Source organism: Kribbella swartbergensis (assembly GCF_054784135.1).
This window is the reverse complement of sequence record NZ_BAAGPM010000008.1, coordinates 465,007-486,145: the sequence shown is the minus strand read 5'-3', so window position 1 is coordinate 486,145 and position 21,139 is coordinate 465,007. Positions and strand designations below refer to the sequence as shown.

The following is a 21,139-nucleotide window of genomic DNA, read 5'->3' as shown; positions in this document are numbered from 1 at the left end:
CCGCTGGGGAGTCACGGTGAGCAAGAAGACGAAGAAGCCGACCGACCCGACGCGCGGTGGCAAGCGGCCGATGCCGCGGGGCTGGCCGGGTCCCGGGGGCGGCTACTCGACGTACATCCAGGCTCCGGCGGAGTGGCGTGGTACGACGGTCCAGGTCTGCGGACTGTGGCCGTTCGCGGCCGGCACCGGCAGCCCGATGGTCGGCGTGCCGATCGGCCGCAACATCCTGTCCGGCGCGACCATGTGCTGCGACCCGATCAGCTGGTTCATGCGCGCGAAGCTGATCTCGAACCCGTCGATGTTCGTGCTCGGCAAACCCGGTCTGGGCAAGTCGACGATCACCCGGCGGATGGCGCTCGGCCTGGCCGGGTACGGCATCCAGCCGCTGGTGCTCGGCGACCTCAAACCCGACTACAAGGACCTGATCGAGGCACTCGGCGGCCAGGTCATCCAGCTCGGCCGCGGCCGCGGGCACCTGAACGTGCTCGACCCGGGTGAGTCCCGGGAGGCTGCGCTCCGGCTGACCGGCAAGGCCCGCGAGGCGATCCAGGCGGACGCGCACGGCCGCCGCCAGACGATGGTGTCGGCGCTGATCTCGATCATGCGCTCGGCGCCGCCGTCGGACCGCGAGGAGACGATCATCGACGAGGCCCTCAAGGTCCTCGACGAGCGGCATCAGGGTACGCCGTTGCTCCGCGACCTGCTCAAGGTCATCCAGGACGCTCCGGACCGGGTCCGCAACGTGGCCCTGGACCGCGGCAGCCTGGACCGCTACCGGCAGATCACCGAGGGGCTCGAGGCGTCGCTGATCGGTCTGGTCGGTGGCGGCCGGCTCGGTGAGATCTTCTCCGAGCAGACCGACAACCCGATGCAGATGGACCGTCCGGTGGTGTTCGACGTGTCCAACATCGACGACTCCGAGACGAACCTGCAGGCCGCCGTACTGCTGGCCTGCTGGTCCTACGGGTTCGGAGCGGTCGCGGTCTCACAGGCTCTCGCGGACGCCGGCCTGGAACCGCGGCGGCACTACTTCGTCATCCTCGACGAGCTGTGGCGGGTACTGCGGGCCGGGCGCGGCCTGGTCGACCGGGTCGACGCGCTGACCCGCCTGAACCGCCAGCGCGGTGTCGGGATGGCGATGATCTCGCACACCATGTCCGACCTGCTGGCGCTCGAGCACCCCGAGGACCGGATGAAGGCGAAGGGATTCGTCGAGCGCTCCGGCATGGTCATCTGCGGTGGCCTGCCGCGCGCCGAGATGGAGAACCTGACCGAGGTCGTGCCGATGTCCGAGGAGGAGCAGAACATGCTCATCGGCTGGCAGGACCCGCCGGCCTGGGACCCGGCCACCGGCGAGGAGGCGGCGCCGCCCGGCCGGGGAAATTTCCTGGTCAAGGTCGGTGGCCGGCCGGGGATCCCGGTGCATGTCGGGCTCACCTCGGTCGAGCGGGAGATCAACGACACGAACAAGCTGTGGAAGACCGGCGCCGACGGTACGCCGCTGAAGGTCGAGGTGGCCGCCGACGGTTCGGAGGAGGTCGTCGAGGAGTACAGCTTCGACGACCCGACCATGCTGCCGCCGCCGGACCCGAGCACCCGGGTGGTCGCCCGAACGGGAGTTGACGAGTAATGGCACAGGGCAAGAAGAGCACCGGTCCCGGCGGGCTGTCGGTCGAGTCGGTCCTGGTCTTCATCGGCGTCGGACTGTTCGCGATCGTCGTCGGCGGCATCTGGGGCGCGCTCTCGGTCGCCGCCGCGATCAACGACACCCGCTCGGTGTCGAACCCGGTCGGCGCGCTGGCCGACCTGATCAACGGCAAGCTCGAGTGGTCCGCCGCGGCGACGGGCGTCCTCATCCTCGAGGTCGTCGTACTGGCCGCGATCGCCGGCGGCGCCTGGTTCCTGGTCCGCAGGCGCCAGGAAAGCATCGGCCGGGTGGACCGGCAGGCGTTCCTGATGTCGAAGCGGTCGGAGATCTACAAGCTCACCCGCGAGGGCGCGCAGGGCATCGCCGACCGGCTCGGCGCCGGCCACGCCGGTCCCGGCATCCTGATCGGCCGGACCGTCCGCGACAACCTCGAGGTGTTCGGGTCCTGGGAGGACATGCACGTCGACATCTGGGGTCCGCGCACCGGTAAGACGACGTCCCGCGCCGTACCGGCGATCCTCGATGCGCCCGGCGCCGTGGTCGCGACCTCGAACAAGCGCGACATCGTCGACGCCACCCGCGGGCCGCGGCTGGACAAGGGACCGGTCTGGGTGTTCGACCCGCAGGAGGTGTGCGAGGAGCCGCCGAACTGGTGGTGGAACCCGCTGACCTACATCACCGACGAGGTGAAGGCCCGCGAACTGGCCGAGCACTTCGTCGCCTCGCAGCGCAAGGAGAACGCCCAGACCGACGCGTTCTTCGACGCGGCCGGCACCGACCTGCTGGCCGGGCTGCTGCTCGCGGCCGCGGTCGCCAAGCGCCCGATCACGCAGGTCTACAGCTGGCTCGCCGACCAGCGCAACGACGAGCCGGAGCGGATCCTGCGCAACACCCCGGGTCTGCACCTGTCCGCCGACGCGCTCGCCGGCGTCATCAACGCGCCCGACAAGCAGCGCGCCGGTGTGTACGGCACCGCCCAGCAGAGCGCGCAGTTCCTGGTCAACCGCAAGGTCACCCGATGGGTCGTCCCGCAGGGGCCGAACGACACCCGTCCGCAGTTCAACCCGCACGAGTTCGTCCGCAAGGGCGGCACGCTGTACAGCCTGTCCAAGGAAGGCGCCGGTACGGCGGGACCGCTGGTCACCGCGTTGACGGTGGCGGTCGTCGAGGCGGCCGAGGAGTATGCCAAGGGCTGCCCGATGGGCCGGATGCCGAGTCCGCTGGTCGGCGTACTGGACGAGGCCGCGAACGTGTGCCGCTGGAAGAACCTGCCCGACCTGTACAGCCACTTCGGCTCCCGCGGCATCGTGCTGATGACGATCCTGCAGTCCTGGGCGCAGGGGATGGAGTGCTGGGGCGAGCGCGGCATGGACAAGCTCTGGTCCGCCGCCAACATCCGGGTGTACGGCGGTGGTGCGTCGGACGCCACATTCCTGGAGAAGCTGAGCAAGCTGATCGGTGACTACGACATCACCTCCAGCTCGGTGTCGTACAACAAGGGCGAGCGCGGCACCAGCCGGCAGACCCAGCGGCACCACATCCTGGAGGTGTCCGACCTGGCGTCGATGCCGCCCGGCCGGGCCGTCGTCTTCCCGTCCGGTATCCCGGCGACGATGATCAAGACCGTGCCGTGGTTCACCCGGCCGGACGCGGGCGCGGTGAAGGCGTCGCTGGCGAAGTACGATCCTGGTGCATCCGGAGCGGCCGCTCCGCAGGGCGCGAACCCGTGGGTCTCGGCGGGCAGCCAGCCCCCGGCGGCGCCGCCCGCGCGGCCGGTCGGCGTGCCGGTGTGGGAGCAGAGTGAGGAGCAGCGCCGTGGATGGTGAACAGGAACTCTTCTATCCGCATGTCGCGGCCTTCGTCGAGGACCGGCTGATCTACCTCTACACGCGGCGGATCGGGCAGCAGTACGTCTGGTGCCCGGAGTGGTACCGCCACGCCGAGGCGCTCAGCCGGCTGGACTCGATCTGGCGAGCCTGGGAGCACCTGCGGCTCGACCCGGCCACCGGCATGTCGGTCTGGTGGCGGGACCACGCGGACCCGCACATGATGGCGCTGCTGGACCCGGACGGCCCGTTCGCCGCCTGCCGCGGTTCGCACACCGACTACCCGATTCCGCCGCTCCCGGTGGAGGAGCCCCCGGCCGGCCTGTTCTTCGACCAGCGCCAGCCGAACCTGCGCGGCATCTAGATGTGGACGTGGGGCTAACCTGCAGGTGGCGTTCGCCGCCGAGCTGGTTGCCCTCGGCATCTTCGCGCGGTGGGGTGGCCGGTTGTAGGGCGCCCCGTCCGCTGCTGCTCGCGATCGGCCTGCCAGCGGGTTAGTCGCCCAGGCCGATGTCGCGGAGTTCGCCGGGGTTGCGGGTGCGTTGCTTCTTGAGCTGCTTGCGGCGCTTCACGTACTTGCGGGCGGTCGGCGTCTCGGCCGGCGGGTTGCGGACGGCCTCGGCGGCGGGCGGTTGCCCGGGCTGATGGGCCGCTTCGCTTCGCCGGTCGCGCGCTTCCGCGTCGTACCGGTCCGCTGCGCCCTCGTCGTACCTCGCGGCCCTGTCCTCGCGCTCGGCGGCGCGCTGGTACCGGCGGCCGGCGGCAGCAGTGGCGTCCGCTCCGGGCTCGTCGGGACGCGCCGCGGCCTCGTCCAGCAGGTGATGCCCGTGGGCGCGGTCGCTGCGGCCCTGCCGGCGCTCGGCGGCGGCGTCGCTGCGCAGACGGTTGGCCCGGCTCTCGGCAACGTCGGCCAGCCGCATCGCCTCGGTGGTCTCCGCGGTGGCGTCGAGGACCTCCCGCCGGTGGCGGACCTCCTGCAACTCGCGCTCTTCCTGAGCGTCGAGCTCGATCTCCTCCTCGTGGAGTTCCTCGAGCTCCTCCTCGTCGCGGAGCGCCGCCTCCTCCTCCGGCGTCAGAACCCCGGCCGGGTGCTCGCCGTCACGCACCCACTTGCCGGCGCCGCGTCGCTCGCTCAGCGCCTCAGGGCTGTCGTCGTCGCCCTGCTCGCGCTGGTCGGGCTCGAGCGCAACGGTCTGCTCGTCGTCGGTGTCGGCCATGCCGCTCCTTTCCTTCCCGCCAAACGATGCCGCACCGGCGGGGTCAGCGGGTAGCCCCCGTCACCAGCCAGGCGTCGCGCCGCTCGCGGGTGACCAGCGTGAGCAGCCGCAGCAGCATGAACCCGCCGAACGCCCACCACAGCGCGACGATGCCACCGTCGAGCCACAGCACGCTCAGAGCCAGCGGCACGTACAGCACAAGGGCAATGACACCCGCCACCGCCAGGTACGGCCCGTCACCCGCTCCGATCAGTACGCCGTCCAGCACGAACACCACACCGTTCACCGGCTGCCAGAGCGCTGCCACGATCAGTACGGCGGCCAGCGTCCGTCGTACCTCTGGATCGGTGGTGAACCACGGCACGTAGACGTCGCGTAGACCCCACAGCGCCAGGCCGCCGAGCACTCCGGAGAACAGGCCCCACCACATCATCCGGCGGGTGATCGCCCGCGTCCCGGCGACGTCGCCGGCACCCAGGGAGCGACCGGTCAGTGCCTGTCCGGCGATGGCGATCGCGTCGAGTGCGAGCGCCAGGAACGACCACAGGGTGAAGGCGACCTGGTGAGCGGCGACGGACGTCGTACCGAGGGCCGTGGCGACGAAGGTCAGCAGAATGATTGCGACCCGCAACGTCAGGGTGCGGACGATGAGCGGCACACCCATCTGCGCCGACGCGATGATGCCCGGTCGGTCCGGTCGCAGCTTCGCTCCGTCCCGCCGGGCGCCTCGGACGACCACCACGACCAGCGCAACCCCGGCGGCTGTCTGGGCGAGCGCCGTACCGAGGGCTGACCCTGCAATGTCCAGGTCGAGGCCGTAGACGAGGAGGAAGTTCAGGCCGATGTTGAGGAGGTTGGCGCTGATCGCGACGACCATGGGGGTCTTGGTGTCCTGCAAGCCACGCAGTACGCCGGTCGCCGCCAGCAGGAGGAGCATCGACGGAATGCCGAAGCAGGAGATCCGCAGGTAAATGACCGCGTGGTCGGCGACGTCCGGCGACGGATCGAAAGCGGCAATCGCTGCCGGGGCCAGGACGAGACCGGCAACGGCCAGTACGACGCCCAGCAGCAGAGCCAGCCACAGTCCGTCGATGCCCTGCGCCAGCGCGCCACGGTGGTCTCCGGCTCCGATCCGCCGGGCCACGGCCGACGTGGTTCCGTAGGCGAGGAAGACGCACACGCCGACCAGCGTCTGGAGAATCGTCCCGGCCACACCGAGCGCGGCGAGTTGCGGCGTACCGAGGTGACCGACGATCGCCGAGTCCGCCAGCAACATCAGCGGCTCGGAGACCAGCGCGAAGAACGCCGGGACGGCGAGTCGCAGGATCTCCCGGTCCTGCGCGCCGAGAAGTCGTCGCTGCCCCGGCCTCACCGTTCCGGATGGCCCGTCATGAGCATGACGGCCATTGTGCCTGACTCAAGCTGTGCACAGGCTGCCGGACCCGGGAGTCCCGAAATCGGTGCGGGACTTTTTCTTCTCCACAGTTGTGCATTGGTGAAACCGCAGGTCAGAAGCAGGTTGTGGGTTGCTGTCCCCAGATGTCCACAGGGATGTGCCCAACCTGTGCACACCTGCTCCCGGGGTTTCCCACAGTTCATCCACACCCCCTGTGGACGACCGGCTACCACCCGGCGCCGTGACCGGCGTACGGTCGCGTGACTGACGCCGTCCGCCCGCAGTCTCGGGGGCGAGTCCGCCTGCGGATGGCGCCGGCGAACCTGTCCGGCCGCGAGGGCCGGGTGGGGCGGGAATTTGTCGGCGGGTTCGGTTACGGTTCGATCAGGTGTTCGATTCCCGTCGGGCGACATGGTTCGGCCCGGCACGGGTCGGTGGCGGACGAGGAGGTCGGGCGAAGTGAGCGTGGCGGAGTTCCGCGGGGGGCAGGGCGGCGGCCAGGAAGAGCGCAGCCCGGAGATGGGCTTCGACCGCACGCCGCCGCAGGACCTCGCCGCCGAGCAGTGCGTGCTGGGCGCGATGATGCTGAGCAAGGACGCGATCGCCGACGTGATCGAGACCCTGCGCGGCACCGACTTCTACCGCCCGGCGCACGAGATCGTCTTCGACGTCATCACCGATCTGTACGCGCGGGGTGAGCCGGCCGACGCGATCACCGTCGCCGCCGAGCTGAACCGGCGCGGCGAGATGGCCCGGATCGGCGGCGCGCCGTACGTGCACACCCTGGTCGCCTCCGTCCCGCTCGCCGCGAACGCCGGATACTACGCGCACATCGTCCGGGAGAAGGCGATCCTGCGCCGGCTGGTCGAGGCCGGCACCAAGATCGTCCAGCTCGGGTACGCCGGTGAGGGTGACGTCGACGACGTCGTCGACGAGGCCCAGGCCGAGATCTACTCGGTCACCGAGCGGCGGACCACGGAGGACTACGCGCCGCTGAAGGACATCATGGAGGGCGCCCTCGACGAGATCGAGGCGATCGACTCCCGCGGTGACGCGATGGTCGGCGTACCGACCGGGTTCACCGACCTGGACGAGCTGACCAACGGCCTGCACCCGGGCCAGATGATCATCGTCGCCGCCCGTCCCGCGATGGGGAAGGCACTCGCCCTCGACACCCCGCTGCCGACGCCGACCGGCTGGACCACGATGGGCGAGGTCGCGGTCGGCGACCAGCTCCTCGACGTCAACGGACTGCCGACCACGGTGGTCGCGGCCACCGAGGTGATGCTGGACCGGCCGTGTTTCCGGCTGTCGTTCTCCGACGGCAGCACGATCGTCGCCGACGCCGAGCACCAGTGGCGGGTCGAGGACGGCGGCCGCCCGGTGGTCTGCACGACCGCCGACCTGTACACGGCGATGTCGGCGAGTCCCGGGCTGACACCGCCGATCCCCGGGTCGACGCCGCGGCGGATCACCGGGCACGGTTTCCCGGCCGCGCTCGCCGACGAGGGCGACCGCCGGCTGGAGTGGATCGACCCGGTCGAGAGCGTGCCGGTGCGGTGCGTCGAGGTGGACAACCCCGACCATCTGTACCTGGCCGGCAAGACGATGATCCCGACCCACAACTCCACCCTGGGGCTGGACTTCGCCCGCTCGGCGTCGATCAGGCACGGCCTGACCTCGGTCATCTTCTCGCTGGAGATGAGCCGCAACGAGATCACCATGCGACTGCTGTCGGCCGAGGCGAAGGTGCCGCTGCACCACATGCGCAACGGCAAGATGACCGACGAGGACTGGGCCCGGCTGGCCCGCAAGATGGGCGAGGTGTCCGAGGCGCCGCTGTTCATCGACGACTCGCCGAACCTCACCATGATGGAGATCCGCGCGAAGGCCCGCAGGCTCAAGCAGCGCCACGACTTGCGGCTGATCGTGATCGACTACCTGCAGCTGATGACGTCGGGCAAGAAGGTCGAGTCCCGCCAGCTCGAGGTCTCCGAGTTCTCCCGCTCGATCAAACTCCTCGCCAAGGAACTCGAGCTCCCCGTCGTCGCCATCTGCCAGCTCAACCGAGGCTCCGAACAACGCGCCGACAAACGCCCCATGGCCTCCGACCTCCGCGAATCCGGGAGCCTGGAGCAAGATGCTGACGTTGTGATCCTGCTGCATCGGGAGGATGCGTATGAGCGGGAGTCGACTCGCCCCGGCGAGGCCGACTTCATCGTCGCCAAGCATCGGAACGGGCCTACGGCTGATGTGGTGGTGGCGTTCCAGGGGCACTACTCGCGGTTTGTGGACATGGCGCACGACGGGTGATCAGGGCTGCTTCCAGCGCTGGGCCGAGAGGGATTCCTGGGCCAGGAGGCGCAGGGAGGAGATGAGGGTTTCGCCGAGGATGGTGCCGATGACGACTGATTCGGCGAGTTGGTCTCGGGTGGGGTTGGTGGAGACGGCGGCGATCTCCAGTTCGGTGAAGCGTTCGACGGCCTCGGCGTAGGCGTCGAGGAAGCTGACCAGGTTCTCCTGGCCGAGGGTGCGGAACGCGGCGACGGTGTCGATCAGGGTGGACAGGGCGGGAGCCCTGGATTCGACGGTCCAGCCGCGGCGGGTGATGAGTTCGGTGACCTGAGCGGTCGCGGCGGCGCGGGCCTCGTCGGAGGCGGCCGGTTTGCGGGTCGGGGTGAGGGCGCGGTGGGCGCGACCGATCTGCTCGTGCAGGGGTACGGCGTCCGAGTCGAGCGCCTCGAGGATCTCCTTGACCTGCGCCACCGGGACCTGGGCCAGTTCGACCAGCGCCCGGATCAACCGCAGCCGGCGAAGGTGGCGGTCGCCGTACGACGCCTGGTTCGGGCTGCTCAGTTCACCCTGGGGCAACAGACCCTCGCGCAGGTAGTACTTGATCGTCGGCACCGGTACGCCGGTGGCCCGGCTGAGTTCCCCGATTCGCATCTCGCTTGCCTTCCTCGCGTCCTTGATGGATAGTAGCAGTATCCATTAACGGATAGTGCAGCTATCCATCGAGGAGTGAGGCAGATGATCCCCATCGTTCTGGTGCTGGCGACGCTGGTGTTCCGGGCGCTCGGTGCGCTCGGTGTCCGGCGGTTCGCGCGGTGGCCGGTGAGCGCGGCGCACGGGATGGCGGTGATGCTGCTGTTCACCGCGAGCGCGCACTTCGTCCCCGCGAGCGTGACGGTGATGCCGAACCACGCGGACCTGGTCCGGATGGTGCCGCCGTTCCTGCCGTTCGCGGACGCGCTGGTGTACGGCACCGGCGTACTGGAGTTCCTCGCCGCGGCCGGACTCGTCGTCACCGCGACCCGTCGGGCGGCTGCGCTCGGCCTGGCCGCGCTGTTCGTGATGTTGCTACCGGCCAACATCTACGCGGCCACAGCCGGCCTCACGTTCGCCAACGGGGAGCCGGCGACGCCGCTGTGGCAGCGCATCCCCGAGCAGATCCTGTACATCGCGGTCGTGCTGTGGGTCGCCCGTGCCTCCCGCCGTACGGCGTCCGATCACGTCAGCAAGGAGAAGGTGTACTCATGACGGAGGCTTCGCGCATCATCGCCGGAGCGATCCTGCTCACCATCGTGACGATACAGTTCGGTGGCTACTTCATGACCAGGATCGTCCGCGGTCAGGTCCCGATGACGGACTTCCAGAAGTCGTTCGCCCGAGCCGGCCACGCGCATGCCGGCGTACTGGTGATCCTGAGCCTGGTCGGGCTCCTGTACGTCGACCAGACCGCATTGAGTGGGGTCATGCTTTGGGTGGCGCGGCTGGCGATCCCGGTCGCGGCGATCCTGATGTCCGGCGGCTTCTTCGCCTCGTCCGCCGGCAAGGGCCGGACCCAGCCGAACCAGTTCCTCTGGATCCTCTGGCTGGGCGCCGCGTCCCTCGCCCTCGGCGTCCTGACGCTCGGCATCGGCCTGATCGCCGCCTGAAACGCACGAGACACGAGATGCACAAGGCACAAAGACACGCGCAGGCACCCGCGGCGCGCCGCAGTTCAGCGCGCAGGCCCCCGGGACAAAGGCCCCGGGTGATCAAGCCGACGGCACCGGGCGGTGAGATGTCCGTCCGGTGGGCTGGCCCGCGATCGCGGCCGCGGCGCCGAATCCCTCGGCACGGGCGGTGATGCGGCCGTTCTCCAGGCGTACGGCGTATTCCAGCTCGTCCCCGATCACCTCGCATCCCACCGCCGAGGCGAGTACGCCGTTCTCGTCGTGCACCACCTGGATCCACGGCAGCGGCAGTGATTGCCGCAAGCAACCAAGCAGTCCGCCGACCGTGTAGCGCGCCAGCGGACCGAGCTCGGCCGGATCCGACGAGACGAGGGCGACCGTGACGGGATCGGACGTCGTGCGTACGACGTCCTCCACGGCGGCGAGCCGACGCAGCCCGAGTACGACGACCACGCCGTCCGGGCGGAAGTCCGCCGTACGACGCCGGACCTCGTCGACCACCGGGGGAGGCGTCCACGGCTCGTCCGCAGGCCGCACTGGCGGCGTCGACTGCGGTGACATCCAGGGATCGTAGAGTTCCAGGCCGGGCAGTTCGGCGCAGGCCCGTGCGACGGCGAGCGGCTGAACGAAACCCGGCGCGGTCCCGGTCAGCTGACTGGCCCCGTGCAGCATCGTCAGGGCCAGCCGAGAAGCACGAACCATCCGGCCGAGCTGTCCCGGGCTGATCTGATCGAGCGACAGTCCGAGCAGGAGCGCGTTGAGCCCGAGGAGTTCGGCGTACGGCGTGCCACTCAACTCGGGCAGTGCGTCGACACCGGGACCGGGCCGGTCGAGACAGACGTTGGCGAAAGCGGCGAGTCCATCGGCGGCTCCGGCGCGCCTGCGCGCACGGAGTTCCCGGGGATCGGCCGCGCGGGAGGTGTCCGCCAGCTCGGCGAGGGCTGCGAAGTAGAGCGCGCGCTTCCCCGGGAAGTTCGAGTAGACGGCGCCGCGGGTGAGGTCGGCGCGGTCCGCGATGCGGTCGATCTTGGCATCGCGGTAGCCGTGCTCGGTGAACTCCGCCCGGGCGGCTTCGAGCACCTTCGCCCGGGTGCGGAGCTGTAGCTCCGCCCTGGTCAACCGGCTCACGGCCTCACCATAGCATTCTCGATGTTATCATCATCTGGATGATCAGATCATCCGAAAGGCGGCGACAATGGCAGCCGAGGTGCTGAAGTGCACGTTCTGCGGCAAGAGCCAGCACCAGGTCGGCAAGCTGATCGCCGGCCCGACCCCGCTGTGCATCTGCGACGGCTGCGTCGAGCTGTGCAACGAGCTCATCGCCGAGGAGGACCTCGGCGACATCAGTGACGACCTGCCGGCCCGGCTGCCGAAGCCCCGGGAGATCCACGAGTTCCTCGACGGGTACGTGATCGGCCAGGACGAGGCGAAGAAGGCCCTCGCCGTTGCCGTCTACAACCACTACAAGCGGCACCGCGCCAAGCCCGGTGACGTGGAGATCGGCAAGTCCAACATCCTGCTCATCGGCCCGACCGGCTCCGGCAAGACGCACCTCGCCCAGACGCTGGCCCGGATGCTCGACGTACCTTTCGCGATCGCGGACGCGACGGCGTTGACCGAGGCCGGGTACGTCGGTGAGGACGTCGAGAACATCCTGCTCAAGCTGATCCAGGCCGCGGACTTCGACGTCCGCAAGGCGGAGACGGGGATCGTCTACATCGACGAGATCGACAAGATCGCCCGCAAGAGCGAGAACCCGTCGATCACCCGGGACGTCTCCGGCGAGGGCGTTCAGCAGGCGCTGCTGAAGATGCTCGAAGGTACGACGGCGAACGTGCCGCCGCAGGGTGGTCGCAAGCACCCGCAGCAGGAGTTCATCCAGATCGACACGACGCGCGTGCTGTTCATCGTCAGCGGCGCCTTCGCCGGCCTCGACGAGCTGATCGCGCAGCGCTCGCGCCCGTCCCGCATCGGCTTCGGCGCGACACCAGGCCAGGCCGCCGTGGAGAGTGCGGGTGTGATGCCGCAGGATCTGATCAAGTTCGGGCTCATACCCGAACTGGTCGGACGGCTGCCCGTCGTCAGCACCGTCCCCGCCCTCGACCGCGACGCGCTGGTCCGGATCCTCACCGAGCCGCGCGACGCACTGGTCAAGCAGTACCGCAAGCTCTTCCATCTCGACGGCGTCGACCTCGAGTTCACCCCGGATGCGGTCGAGGCGATCGCGGACCAGGCCCTGCTCCGCCGGACCGGCGCCCGCGCCCTGCGCGCCATCCTCGAAGAAGTGTTGCTCCCGGTGATGTACGACGTACCTGGCCGCGACGACATCCTCCGCGTCGTCGTCGACCGCGACGCCGTCGAGAACAACGTCAATCCGACGCTGGTCCCGCGGACACCGCCGCGCAGGAAACGGACCGCCTGAGCCGCTCGCCGACCTCGGCGATCAACCCGGCGGCCTCCGGAGTCGCCTCGTCCACGGTGAAGTCGGCGCCCAGGGCAACGACTCCGGCGACGTACTGCATCAGCAACGAGTCCGTCTCCGCGGTGAACCGGGCGACGCACACCTCCGCGCCGGCCGGCTCGATGCTCCCGGCACGAACCCGTGGAGAGACTCACCGGCCTCAGGGACCGCTGCGACCCACACCGCCGCCTGGCGCCGAACCACGGGCTATGAGCTCCACGACCAGCCCGGCCTTCGCCTCGACGTAGGCCGTGCGGTCAGTGGTCAGCAGATGGGCGAGGTCTCGCTTCAGAGCGCCGTACCGCTCTCGGTCGGCGGCGTCCCGCCGTAGGTGATCCCGCAACACGATGTGGTCCTGGTGCGCTTTATTGCCAGCGACAACGACATACAGGTGGTGGTAGTACGGTGCGTCCGGCGGCACGGTGAACGCCTCCCGCCCGGCGACGCCGAGGTCGCCTTGATGTGTGTAGCCGCCGGCGACGAGTCGCTCGATCGCCACCGGGACCTGCTGCCGGTCGGGGACGACGACATCGAGATCGATGATCGGCTTGGCCGCGAGCCCGGGGACGGCGGTGCTGCCGACGTGCTCGACGATGTGCGGCACGTCGGCGAGGTACGGCGTCAGCCGGGCCCGGATCTCGGCGAACCAGAGCGGCCAGCGTGGGTCGTAGTCGACGACCTCGGCGGGGATGTTCACACGGCTGCGGTGACGTCGATTTCGACCAGTTGTCCGGGGAAGCCCAGCTGGGCCACGCCGAGAAGGGTGCTGGCTGAGGTGAACGCGGGTGCGAGTGGCGATTCGTTGAGCTGTGTCCACACCGCGGCAAGGTCCTCACGGACCGGGCTCGCGACGTAGATGACCGTGCGTACGACGTCCTGCGGCGTGGCGCCCGCGGATCCGAGGGCGAGGAGGATGTTCCGGATCACCTGCTCGGTCTGGCCTTCGAGGCCACCGTCGGCCAGATCGCCCGAGGGCCGGAGCGGGCACTGCCCTGCGAGGTAGATGAGAGTGTCGGCCTTGACCCGCGTCACGTGGTGGTAGCCAGGCGTCGGGTGCAGGCCGTCGGGATTGGTGCGCAGGATAGTCACGCAGCCGAGCAAACGTGATTGCGCGGTCCGCGGTCAACGGGATTACCCGGAAAGACCGCGGCCGTGCGTCGAGGTGAGGTGGTCAGGCGGTCAGCCGCTCCTCGGTGGAGCTGGAGAAGAGGTGCAGCTTCTCCGGGTCCGGGGCGAGGTGGACGACTGTCCCCTTGTCGTTGTGCAGGCGGTGCCGATGCGGGCGATGATCTGCTGGTTCGTGGTGTGCTCGGCGGTGCCGTAGAGGAACGCATCCGAGCCGAGCTCCTCGATCACCGCGACCTTCACCGGCAGGCCGTCGTCGGCGAGGTGGAACGCCTCCGGCCGGATGCCCAGCGTCAGTGTCTTGTCGTCGCCGGCCTTGGCCAGCAGGTTGCGTTCGATCGGGACCACGAAGTCGCCGATCTTCGCGCCGCCGTCGACGATCTCGGCCTCGATCAGGTTCATCGCCGGAGAGCCGATGAAGCCCGCGACGAACTTGTTCTTCGGCCGGTCGTAGAGGTTCAGCGGGGTGTCGACCTGCTGCAGTACGCCGTCCTTCAGTACGGCGACCCGGTCGCCCATCGTCATGGCCTCGACCTGGTCGTGGGTGACGTAGACGGTCGTCACGCCCAGGCGGTGCTGGAGTTCGGCGATCTGGGTCCGGGTCTGCACCCGGAGCTTGGCGTCGAGGTTCGACAGCGGCTCGTCCATCAGGAAGACCTGCGGGTTACGGACGATCGCGCGGCCCATCGCGACCCGTTGACGCTGACCACCGGACAGCGCCTTCGGCTTGCGGTCCAGGTACTCCTCCAGGCCGAGCAGCTTGGCCGCCTCGGCGACCCGCTTGGCCCGCTCGTCCTTGTGGATCCCCTGCATCTTGAGCGCGAAGCCCATGTTGTCGGCGACCGTCATGTGCGGGTAGAGCGCGTAGTTCTGGAACACCATCGCGATGTCCCGCTCCTTCGGCGGACGGTCGGTCACGTCCCGGTCGCCGATGTAGATGGAACCCTCGTTGACCTCTTCGAGGCCGGCCAGCATCCGCAACGCGGTCGACTTGCCGGACCCCGACGGGCCGACCAGCACCATGAACTCGCCGTCCTGGATGTCCAGGTCGAGCTTGTCCACGGCCGGGGTGTCGGTGCCCGGGTAGATCCGGCCGGCTCCCTTGAACGAGACAGTTGCCATGTCGCGCTTCCTTCCTTCGCCGGCAGGAACGTGCCGGACGGTCCGTAGCAAAGGCCCCCAGGAGTGTGGGTGTCTTGCTTTGGTGATGCATCACCAAAGCATCTCTTCCAACCGCCGGGCGACCATTTCCATTCCCGCCCAATGGATCCGGTGGGTGGCCGATCTGGGTCGCCTAGAAGTACGGTCCGTCTGCGCGGATCGAGTCGGACATCAGGTCGAGCAGGGCGGTCACCGCTCTGCTCGGTCGTCTGCCGCTCGCCGTGACGACCGACAAGGTCCAGCTCAGCTCGGTCCCCGCGATCGGCAACTGTGCCACGCCGGACGCCTTCGCCGGCTCCAGCGCCGGTACGACGGCGACGCCGAGACCGACCCGGACGTAATCCGGGATCGTGGTCAACTCCGGCACCTCGACCCGGACCCGGCGCGGGATGCCGGCGTTGTCGAAGGCGCGATCCACCATGCTGCGGTTGCCGAACCCGCGCGGCATGTCGACGAACCGTTCGCCGATGAGCTCCTCGAGACCGACCTCGGGCTGGTCCGCGAGTGGGTGCGTCGACGGCAGCAGGACGACGAACGGCACCGTGGCGAGGTCGCGAACCTCCAGCCCGTGCAGCTCCCACCTCGACAGCCCGACCAGTGCCATGTCGAGCCGGCCGTGGCGTACGTCGTCCGCCAGCCCGCTCGACCCGGTCGGCGAGGTGGCCACCTGGACGTCGACCAACGGGTACTTCCGGTGGAACGCGCCGAGCAGCTCGGCCAAGTTCACCAGGCCGAGCCGGGCCAGCGTCCCGATCCGGATGTTGCCGCGCAGCCCGGTCGACGCCTCCTCGACCACCGCCCTGGCCCGGTCCAGCGCCTCCAGCGCAGCCTTTGCCTCCGGCAACAAGGCCTGGCCGGCCGCGGACAGCGTCACCCGCCGGGTCGACCGGTCGAACAGGGTCGTCTTCAGATCCGACTCCAGGGCGCGTACGGCGGCCGACACCGTGGACTGGACCGTGTACAGGCGCTGGGCCGCGCGGGTGAAGCTCAGCTCCTCGGCGACCGCGACGAAGTACTCCAGCTGGCGACTGTCCACAGAACGCAATTATCGACTCTGCCGATAAGAGCGTGCAAGAAGTTTCGTTGGACTCGATAGATGCTTCGAGTCAGTCTGGGGACATGTCCACTCTGACTGGTTCCCGTGCGCTCGAGTCCACCGGCTCACGCGTGCGGTTCGCCCACGGTCCGGGGTTCTGGGTGATCGCGGCGGCCTTCCTGACCACGATGGCGTTCTCCACCGTCCCGACACCGCTCTATGCCATCTACCAGCACCGCGACGGCTTCCCGACGTACGTCATCACCGTCATCTTCGCCAGCTACGCGGTGGGTGTGATGGCGAGTCTGTACCTGGCCGGCCATGTCAGCGACTGGCTCGGACGCCGCCGGGTCGCGCTGCTCGCCGTACTCACGGAAGCCCTGTCTGCGCTCCTGTTCCTGGTCTGGCAGGACGTCCCTGGACTGCTGCTTGCGCGCTTCATCTGCGGGGTGGGCGTCGGCGTGCTGACCGCTACCGCGACCGCGCATCTGTCGGAGCTGCGGCAGGTCGCTCGTCCGGAGGAGGATCCGTCGCGGTCCGCGCTGATCTCCAGCATGGTGAACCTGGGTGGGCTGGCGTTCGGTCCGCTGGTGGGTGGGCTGCTGGCTCAGTACGTGTCGTCGCCGCTCGAGCGCCCGTACGAGATCTTCCTCGCCCTCTTGCTGTTGAGTGCTGTGGGGATCGCGTTGGTGCCGGAGACTGTGGAGCGGCTCGAGGAGCGTCCGGCGTACCGTCCGCAGCGGGTTGCGCTGCCGCCGTCCGCGAAGCCGTTGTTCTTCGCGTCCGCCGTCGGTGCGTTTGCGGCGTTCGCGATCTTCGGGCTGTTCACGTCGTTGGCGCCGACGTTCCTGGCCGGGACGTTGCATCACACGTCGCGGCTGCTGGCCGGTGTGGTCACGTTCGCCGTCTTCGTCGCGGGGGCCGTGAGCCAGGTCGTCTTCGTGCGGATGGCGCGTCAGCACCAGCTTCGCCTCGGCCTGGTCCTGATGTCCCTCGGCCTCATCGGCGTCGCCTCCGGCGGTCTGCTGCCGAGCCTGACGCTGTTCGTCGTCGGCGGAGTCGTGGCCGGCGCCGGGGTAGGCCTGGTCTTCCGGGGTGCTGTCGCCACCGCCGCATCCCTGGCCGACCCGGGTTCCCGCGGCGAGGTCCTCGCCGCCCTCTTCCTGATCGCCTACGCCGGCCTGGCTGTCCCGGTCCTCGCCATCGGCCTCGGCATCGCCCTCCTCGCGGCCGAACTCGCGCTCCTCATCTTCTCCGCGATCATCCTCGCGCTCGTCAACATCGCCGTCCTCCGCATGCTCAGCGCCCACCGGAAGTAGCCCAGCCGGGTCAGCTGCCTAGGATTCGCGTATGGGTGTGACTGTGCGGGTGGGGGAGCAGGACGCTTACCTGGCTCGGGTGGGGCGGGCCGGGATGTTGTTGTTGCCGATGATCACCGGGATCGGGGAACAGGTCCGGGAGTGGGCCGACGAGTTGGCCGGTGAGGGGATCACGGCACTGGTATGGGACCCGTTCAAGGGGCGGAGTACCGACAACTCGACGCGAGAAGAGCTCGGCGCGCTGTTGCGGGAGTTGGACGACGAGAAGGCGCTGGCCGAGCAGACCGAACTGCTGGACTACCTTTTCGGAGAGCTCGGGTGCGCCAAGGTCGGCGTGATCGGGTGGTGTCTCGGCGGCCGGTTCGCCTTCTTGCTGGCGGCAAGGGATCACCGGGTCGCGAACGTCGTCGCGTTCCACCCGACCGTGCCGTCGGAGCTTCCGCCTCATCATTCGTACGACGCGATCGCCGAGGCCGGCGCGATCACGGCACCGGTCCTGGTCAGTTACCCGAGCGCGGACACCGCCGTACCCAACGCCGACTTCGAGGCCCTCCAGACCGCGCTCCAGGCACGCCCGACCGGCGCGACCTTCACCCAGTACTTCCCGGGTGCCGACCACGGCTTCTCCGACAAGTCCCGCCACGACAAGACCGTCAATGCCGACGCCTTCCGCCTCGCCTGGCCGCAGGCGCTGGCCTTCATGCGCTCTACAACCACTAGGCCGCAGTAGCTCGACGGTGAGCCGTGGGGGTGGTGCCTCTGACGCGCTTGAAGGCGACGCTGAGGGCGAAGGCGTTGGCGTAACCGACGCGGCGGGCGATGGTGTCCACAGTGTCGCGGGTCGAGCGGAGGAGGTCGGCGGCGAGGGTGATGCGCCAGTTGGTGAGGTAGGTCATCGGAGCTTCGCCGACGAGGGCCGTGAAGCGGCGGGCGAGGCTGGCGCGGGAGACGCCGACGCGATCGGCCAGTTCGGGGACGCTCCACGGATGCGCCGGGTCCTCGTGGATCAGGCGCAACGCGAGCCCGGCAACCGGATCGCTCTGCGCCTGGTACCAACCCGGCGCCTGTGACTCGGGCCGGGCGAACCACGCCCGCAGCGTGGTGATCAACGCAAGATCCAGCCATCGGTCGAGGACACTCTGCTGGCCTGGTTCGTCACGCTGGATCTCGCCGATCACCATGTCCATCACCGAGCCGGCGATGTCGGCCGCCGGTACGACGAGCACCGACGGAAGGGCCGCGAGCAGCCGCTGACTCACGTCGCCGGCCAGTTGATAGGAGCCGCTGGCAACCATCGCCTCGCCCTCGGCGCGACCGCCGTACGTGCGGACCCCGAGCCGCGCGCTGTAGTCGACAGGGGCCCCAGGCAACGGTTCGCAGAGCCCGCCGGGGTGGATCCGCAACTGCGGCGCGGTCTCGAGTGCGTCGCCCACGACGTACGGCGCCGTGCCGGTGAACACCGCGACGTCGCCCGGCTCCATCCGCACCGGCTCGACGCCGTCCCGCCGTACCCAGGCCGACCCGCGGACCATGGTGGCCAGCGACAGCGCGGCCTGGTCGCGGATGTCGAGGGCCCAGGGTGGATCCATGATCGTCAGGTTGAACACGCCGTCGCGCGCACGGGTCCCGGAGAGCAGGTCGTCGAGCACATCCATGCGACCACAGTACGCGACGTGAGCGTTTGAGACATCGAATTGCGCCGAACAAATATGGTTTGTCTCACCGGCCCGCGATGAACTTGAGTCATGACAACGACACCGATTCTGATCCTGGGTGGTAAGGGCAAGACCGGCCGCCGCGTCGCCGAGCAACTCGAGGCGCGTGGCGTGCCGTACCGGCTGGCCTCGCGGTCGAGTGCGCAGCGCTTCGACTGGTACGACGACAGCACCTGGTCCGCGACCGTCGCCGGCGCGGACACTGCGTACCTGGCCCCGCCGGTCGGGCCGACCGGCCTCGCTCAGGCCGGCCGGTTCGTCAAGCAGGCAGCATCCGAAGGTCTTCGCCGGGTCGTCCTGCTGTCCGGTCGCGGCGTGGGCAGTCCCGGTCGCGACTTCGCCGTGTACGAGGGTTCTGTCGCGCTCGAGGACGCGGTCAAGGCCAGCGGCGCCGACTGGACGATCATCCAGCCGGCCTGGTTCGCCCAGGGGTTCAGTGAGGACTTCCTGCGCTACCACGTGCTCGCCGGCGAGATCCGCGTCTCGGCAGGCACCGGCGGAGAGGCCTGGATCGACACCGACGACGTCGGCGACGTGATGACCGCCGTACTGCTCGACGAGGCCTACACCGGCGCGACCCTCGCCCTCTCCGGACCCCGCTACCTCACCATGACCGAGGTGGCCGCGGAGCTGTCCGCCGCGACCGGCCGGCCGATCGGCTACGTCGACCTCGAGCCGGACGAGCACGTGACGGAACTCGTCGGCCAGGGGCTCGACCGCGAGGACGCGGAGGCGGTCCGCGACCTGTTCGCGGTGATCCGCAACCACCGGTCCGAGTACGTGTCCGACGGGGTCCAGCAGGTCCTCGGCCGGGAGCCGCGCGACTTCGCCGACTGGGCTCGCGAAACCGCGAAGACCGGCATCTGGGAGTAGAGCTGGCTCCACCTCGAGTAGGGCGTCTGCGGGATGGGGAGCGGCAGCCGGCCGGGACAGGGTTGAGGCAACCACCAAGGAGGCTTCGATGAAGAGATTCCCGGCCGCTGTGGCTCTGCTCGCCGCAGTCGCCCTGCCCGCATCCGTCGCATCCGCGGCCCCGCCCACCGAGCAGTCAACCAACCCGATTACTGCGCTGACCCGCGCCGCCCACCCACTCGTCAGCACCGAACCAGCAGGCAACACCTGGGACCTGCGGCCGTTGACCAGAATGGTCGGTACCGCGAAGGTCGTCGGTGTCGGGGAGGCCACCCACAACTCGCACGAGTTCTTCACCCTCAAGCACCGCGTCTTCCGCACCCTCGTGGAGCAGAAGGGCTTCACCGCATTCGTCCTGGAGGCGAGCTGGAGCACCGGTCTCGAGCTCGACCGGTACGTCGTCACCGGCGTCGGCGACCCGCGCGCGATCATGCGCCGGGAGTTCCAGGACGCCTACAAGTTCTGGAAGGTCCAGGAGTACCTCGACCTGATCGAGTGGATGCGTGACTACAACCGCACGCACTCCCGCAAACTCCGCTTCGTCGGCGACGACGTCGGCTACGCGAGCCCTGCCCTGATCGACCGGGTCGCCACAACAAATCCACGACTCACCCGCCTGTACGCCGGCATCCGATCGGACGCGGAGTACAAGGAGTGGAGTACGACGTACTTCGCCAAACCGCTGACGGAACGCCAAGCCATCGAGGCGGCGACCCGCCAAGCCCTCGAGCTGGTACGAAAGACCGATGATCCCTGGGCAATTCAGCACGCTCGCGCGATCTGGCAGACCGCCAAGCTGTACTCCTTCGACGTCGAGAACCCGATCGAGTTGCCCAAGGCAATGTTGTTCCGCGACCAGGCGATGGCTGACAACACGGCGTGGTGGACCCGGACCACCGGCGACAAAGCCGTGCTGTCCGCACACAACGGCCACATCGGCTACGACTCGTCGATGCCGTCGCAGTACCCGAAGATCCAAGGCGCCTTCCTCCGCGAGCAGCTCGGCAAGGACTACGTCAACGTCGGTCTCAGCTTCGACAGCGGTTCGTTCAACGCCAACGACACCGAGGACCCGCAGGGTCGGCTCCGCACCTTCACCATCCCGTCCGCGCCGCCCGGGAACAACGAGCACACCCTCGACCGGGTCCCGTACCGCGACTACCTGGTGGATCTCCGGACCCTGCCCGCCAAGACCAGGGACTGGCTGAACGTCGCCCGGCCGACCCGCGACATCGGCACCGCTTACCCGTTCCCGGACCTGCCGGTGAAGCTGGGGCGGACGTACGACATCCTGATCCACCTGCACCGCGTCACCGCGGCTCACCTGCTCTGACGACGCGAAGGCCCCCGCACCCACCTGAAGG

At 69.1% G+C, this 21,139-nt stretch carries 20 protein-coding genes and 1 pseudogene; 11 read left to right on the top strand and 10 right to left on the bottom strand.

All coding sequences use genetic code 11. The features are described 5' to 3' along the window. Positions 1-16 precede the first annotated feature (16 nt). From ACYVOK_RS06070 to ACYVOK_RS06060, 3 genes are read left to right on the top strand one after another with little or no spacing between them, the layout of a single operon-like run. Positions 17-1,630, top strand: coding sequence for an ATP/GTP-binding protein (locus ACYVOK_RS06070; RefSeq protein ID WP_460661240.1), 1,614 nt, complete (start codon positions 17-19; stop codon positions 1,628-1,630). Next, positions 1,630-3,474, top strand: a complete 1,845-nt coding sequence (locus ACYVOK_RS06065) for a type IV secretory system conjugative DNA transfer family protein (RefSeq protein ID WP_460661239.1) — start codon at positions 1,630-1,632, stop codon at positions 3,472-3,474. Before ACYVOK_RS06070 ends, ACYVOK_RS06065 begins: the two co-directional genes overlap by 1 nt. Continuing rightward, on the top strand, positions 3,464-3,838 hold the full coding sequence (locus ACYVOK_RS06060) for a DUF4913 domain-containing protein (protein WP_460661238.1): 375 nt from the start codon (positions 3,464-3,466) through the stop codon (positions 3,836-3,838). The genes ACYVOK_RS06065 and ACYVOK_RS06060 overlap by 11 nt, the downstream gene beginning before the upstream one ends. Before the next feature lie 130 nt (positions 3,839-3,968). Here ACYVOK_RS06060 and ACYVOK_RS06055 read toward each other — a convergent pair whose 3' ends face one another. Together ACYVOK_RS06055 and ACYVOK_RS06050 are read right to left on the bottom strand one after the other, a co-directional pair. Beyond that, positions 3,969-4,691 (bottom strand): hypothetical protein, encoded by a 723-nt coding sequence (locus ACYVOK_RS06055; protein ID WP_460661237.1) that lies wholly within the window; start codon positions 4,689-4,691, stop codon positions 3,969-3,971. Between the two features lie 43 nt (positions 4,692-4,734). Continuing rightward, entirely contained in the window at positions 4,735-6,063 is a 1,329-nt protein-coding gene (locus tag ACYVOK_RS06050) for an MATE family efflux transporter (RefSeq protein WP_460661236.1), read from the bottom strand. A gap of 435 nt (positions 6,064-6,498) precedes the next feature. On the opposite strand from ACYVOK_RS06050, the gene dnaB reads away from it, so the two are divergent. After that, positions 6,499-8,400: a replicative DNA helicase gene (gene dnaB / locus ACYVOK_RS06045; protein WP_460661235.1), complete on the top strand. Its 1,902-nt coding sequence runs from the start codon at positions 6,499-6,501 to the stop codon at positions 8,398-8,400. Here dnaB and ACYVOK_RS06040 read toward each other — a convergent pair whose 3' ends face one another. Then, a complete protein-coding gene (locus ACYVOK_RS06040) occupies positions 8,401-9,033 on the bottom strand; it encodes a MerR family transcriptional regulator (RefSeq protein ID WP_460661234.1) in 633 nt (210 codons plus the stop codon). A gap of 84 nt (positions 9,034-9,117) precedes the next feature. On the opposite strand from ACYVOK_RS06040, the gene ACYVOK_RS06035 reads away from it, so the two are divergent. Together ACYVOK_RS06035 and ACYVOK_RS06030 are read left to right on the top strand one after the other, a co-directional pair. Next, positions 9,118-9,627 carry a DoxX family protein gene (locus ACYVOK_RS06035; protein WP_460661233.1) on the top strand — a complete coding sequence of 170 codons (510 nt, stop codon included), beginning with the start codon at positions 9,118-9,120 and terminating at the stop codon, positions 9,625-9,627. Further along, the gene (locus ACYVOK_RS06030) at positions 9,624-10,025 is read left to right on the top strand and encodes a hypothetical protein (RefSeq protein ID WP_460661232.1); all 402 of its coding nucleotides are present in this window, start codon (positions 9,624-9,626) and stop codon (positions 10,023-10,025) included. The genes ACYVOK_RS06035 and ACYVOK_RS06030 overlap by 4 nt, the downstream gene beginning before the upstream one ends. A 102-nt stretch (positions 10,026-10,127) precedes the next feature. Here ACYVOK_RS06030 and ACYVOK_RS06025 read toward each other — a convergent pair whose 3' ends face one another. Next, positions 10,128-11,174, bottom strand: a complete 1,047-nt coding sequence (locus ACYVOK_RS06025; protein ID WP_460661231.1) for a TetR/AcrR family transcriptional regulator — start codon at positions 11,172-11,174, stop codon at positions 10,128-10,130. Positions 11,175-11,241: 67 nt separating this feature from the next. Between ACYVOK_RS06025 and clpX the strand changes: the two genes are divergently transcribed. Beyond that, on the top strand, positions 11,242-12,468 hold the full coding sequence (gene clpX / locus ACYVOK_RS06020) for an ATP-dependent Clp protease ATP-binding subunit ClpX (RefSeq protein ID WP_460661230.1): 1,227 nt from the start codon (positions 11,242-11,244) through the stop codon (positions 12,466-12,468). Here the strand turns inward: clpX and ACYVOK_RS06015 are convergent. From ACYVOK_RS06015 to ACYVOK_RS05995, 5 genes and pseudogenes are all read right to left on the bottom strand, one after another. Further along, positions 12,416-12,610 (bottom strand): hypothetical protein, encoded by a 195-nt coding sequence (locus ACYVOK_RS06015; protein WP_460661229.1) that lies wholly within the window; start codon positions 12,608-12,610, stop codon positions 12,416-12,418. The genes clpX and ACYVOK_RS06015 overlap by 53 nt on opposite strands. Before the next feature lie 57 nt (positions 12,611-12,667). Next, complete coding sequence (locus ACYVOK_RS06010; protein WP_460661228.1) at positions 12,668-13,204, bottom strand: GrpB family protein; 537 nt, start codon at positions 13,202-13,204, stop codon at positions 12,668-12,670. Continuing rightward, positions 13,201-13,596 (bottom strand): RidA family protein, encoded by a 396-nt coding sequence (locus ACYVOK_RS06005; RefSeq protein ID WP_460661227.1) that lies wholly within the window; start codon positions 13,594-13,596, stop codon positions 13,201-13,203. Before ACYVOK_RS06005 ends, ACYVOK_RS06010 begins: the two co-directional genes overlap by 4 nt. An 82-nt stretch (positions 13,597-13,678) precedes the next feature. Then, a pseudogene (locus ACYVOK_RS06000) lies at positions 13,679-14,754 on the bottom strand (ABC transporter ATP-binding protein). A 172-nt stretch (positions 14,755-14,926) separates the two neighbouring features. Continuing rightward, entirely contained in the window at positions 14,927-15,829 is a 903-nt protein-coding gene (locus ACYVOK_RS05995) for a LysR family transcriptional regulator (protein ID WP_460661226.1), read from the bottom strand. An 83-nt stretch (positions 15,830-15,912) separates the two neighbouring features. On the opposite strand from ACYVOK_RS05995, the gene ACYVOK_RS05990 reads away from it, so the two are divergent. Beyond that, the gene (locus tag ACYVOK_RS05990; protein ID WP_460661225.1) at positions 15,913-17,148 is read left to right on the top strand and encodes an MFS transporter; all 1,236 of its coding nucleotides are present in this window, start codon (positions 15,913-15,915) and stop codon (positions 17,146-17,148) included. Positions 17,149-17,179: 31 nt separating this feature from the next. Then, positions 17,180-17,878: a dienelactone hydrolase family protein gene (locus tag ACYVOK_RS05985; protein WP_460661224.1), complete on the top strand. Its 699-nt coding sequence runs from the start codon at positions 17,180-17,182 to the stop codon at positions 17,876-17,878. On the opposite strand, the gene ACYVOK_RS05980 is transcribed toward ACYVOK_RS05985, so the two are convergent. Beyond that, positions 17,865-18,803 carry an AraC family transcriptional regulator gene (locus ACYVOK_RS05980; RefSeq protein WP_460661223.1) on the bottom strand — a complete coding sequence of 313 codons (939 nt, stop codon included), beginning with the start codon at positions 18,801-18,803 and terminating at the stop codon, positions 17,865-17,867. The two genes, ACYVOK_RS05985 and ACYVOK_RS05980, sit on opposite strands and share 14 nt — an antisense overlap. Before the next feature lie 90 nt (positions 18,804-18,893). Between ACYVOK_RS05980 and ACYVOK_RS05975 the strand changes: the two genes are divergently transcribed. Both ACYVOK_RS05975 and ACYVOK_RS05970 read left to right on the top strand, forming a co-directional pair. Beyond that, positions 18,894-19,736 carry an NAD(P)H-binding protein gene (locus ACYVOK_RS05975; protein ID WP_460661222.1) on the top strand — a complete coding sequence of 281 codons (843 nt, stop codon included), beginning with the start codon at positions 18,894-18,896 and terminating at the stop codon, positions 19,734-19,736. 88 nt (positions 19,737-19,824) lie between these two features. Continuing rightward, entirely contained in the window at positions 19,825-21,108 is a 1,284-nt protein-coding gene (locus ACYVOK_RS05970) for an erythromycin esterase family protein (protein WP_460661221.1), read from the top strand. Positions 21,109-21,139 lie beyond the last annotated feature (31 nt).

Excerpts from the sequence above, each read along its gene's own strand:
- ACYVOK_RS06065 (WP_460661239.1), top strand. The coding sequence starts at position 1,630 with ATGGCACAGGGCAAGAAGAGCACCGGTCCCGGCGGGCTGTCGGTCGAG.
- ACYVOK_RS06055 (WP_460661237.1), bottom strand. The coding sequence starts at position 4,691 with ATGGCCGACACCGACGACGAGCAGACCGTTGCGCTCGAGCCCGACCAG.
- dnaB (WP_460661235.1), top strand. The coding sequence starts at position 6,499 with ATGGTTCGGCCCGGCACGGGTCGGTGGCGGACGAGGAGGTCGGGCGAA.
- ACYVOK_RS06040 (WP_460661234.1), bottom strand. The coding sequence starts at position 9,033 with ATGCGAATCGGGGAACTCAGCCGGGCCACCGGCGTACCGGTGCCGACG.
- ACYVOK_RS06035 (WP_460661233.1), top strand. The coding sequence starts at position 9,118 with ATGATCCCCATCGTTCTGGTGCTGGCGACGCTGGTGTTCCGGGCGCTC.
- ACYVOK_RS06030 (WP_460661232.1), top strand. The coding sequence starts at position 9,624 with ATGACGGAGGCTTCGCGCATCATCGCCGGAGCGATCCTGCTCACCATC.
- clpX (WP_460661230.1), top strand. The coding sequence starts at position 11,242 with ATGGCAGCCGAGGTGCTGAAGTGCACGTTCTGCGGCAAGAGCCAGCAC.
- ACYVOK_RS05990 (WP_460661225.1), top strand. The coding sequence starts at position 15,913 with ATGTCCACTCTGACTGGTTCCCGTGCGCTCGAGTCCACCGGCTCACGC.
- ACYVOK_RS05985 (WP_460661224.1), top strand. The coding sequence starts at position 17,180 with ATGGGTGTGACTGTGCGGGTGGGGGAGCAGGACGCTTACCTGGCTCGG.
- ACYVOK_RS05980 (WP_460661223.1), bottom strand. The coding sequence starts at position 18,803 with ATGGATGTGCTCGACGACCTGCTCTCCGGGACCCGTGCGCGCGACGGC.
- ACYVOK_RS05975 (WP_460661222.1), top strand. The coding sequence starts at position 18,894 with ATGACAACGACACCGATTCTGATCCTGGGTGGTAAGGGCAAGACCGGC.
- ACYVOK_RS05970 (WP_460661221.1), top strand. The coding sequence starts at position 19,825 with ATGAAGAGATTCCCGGCCGCTGTGGCTCTGCTCGCCGCAGTCGCCCTG.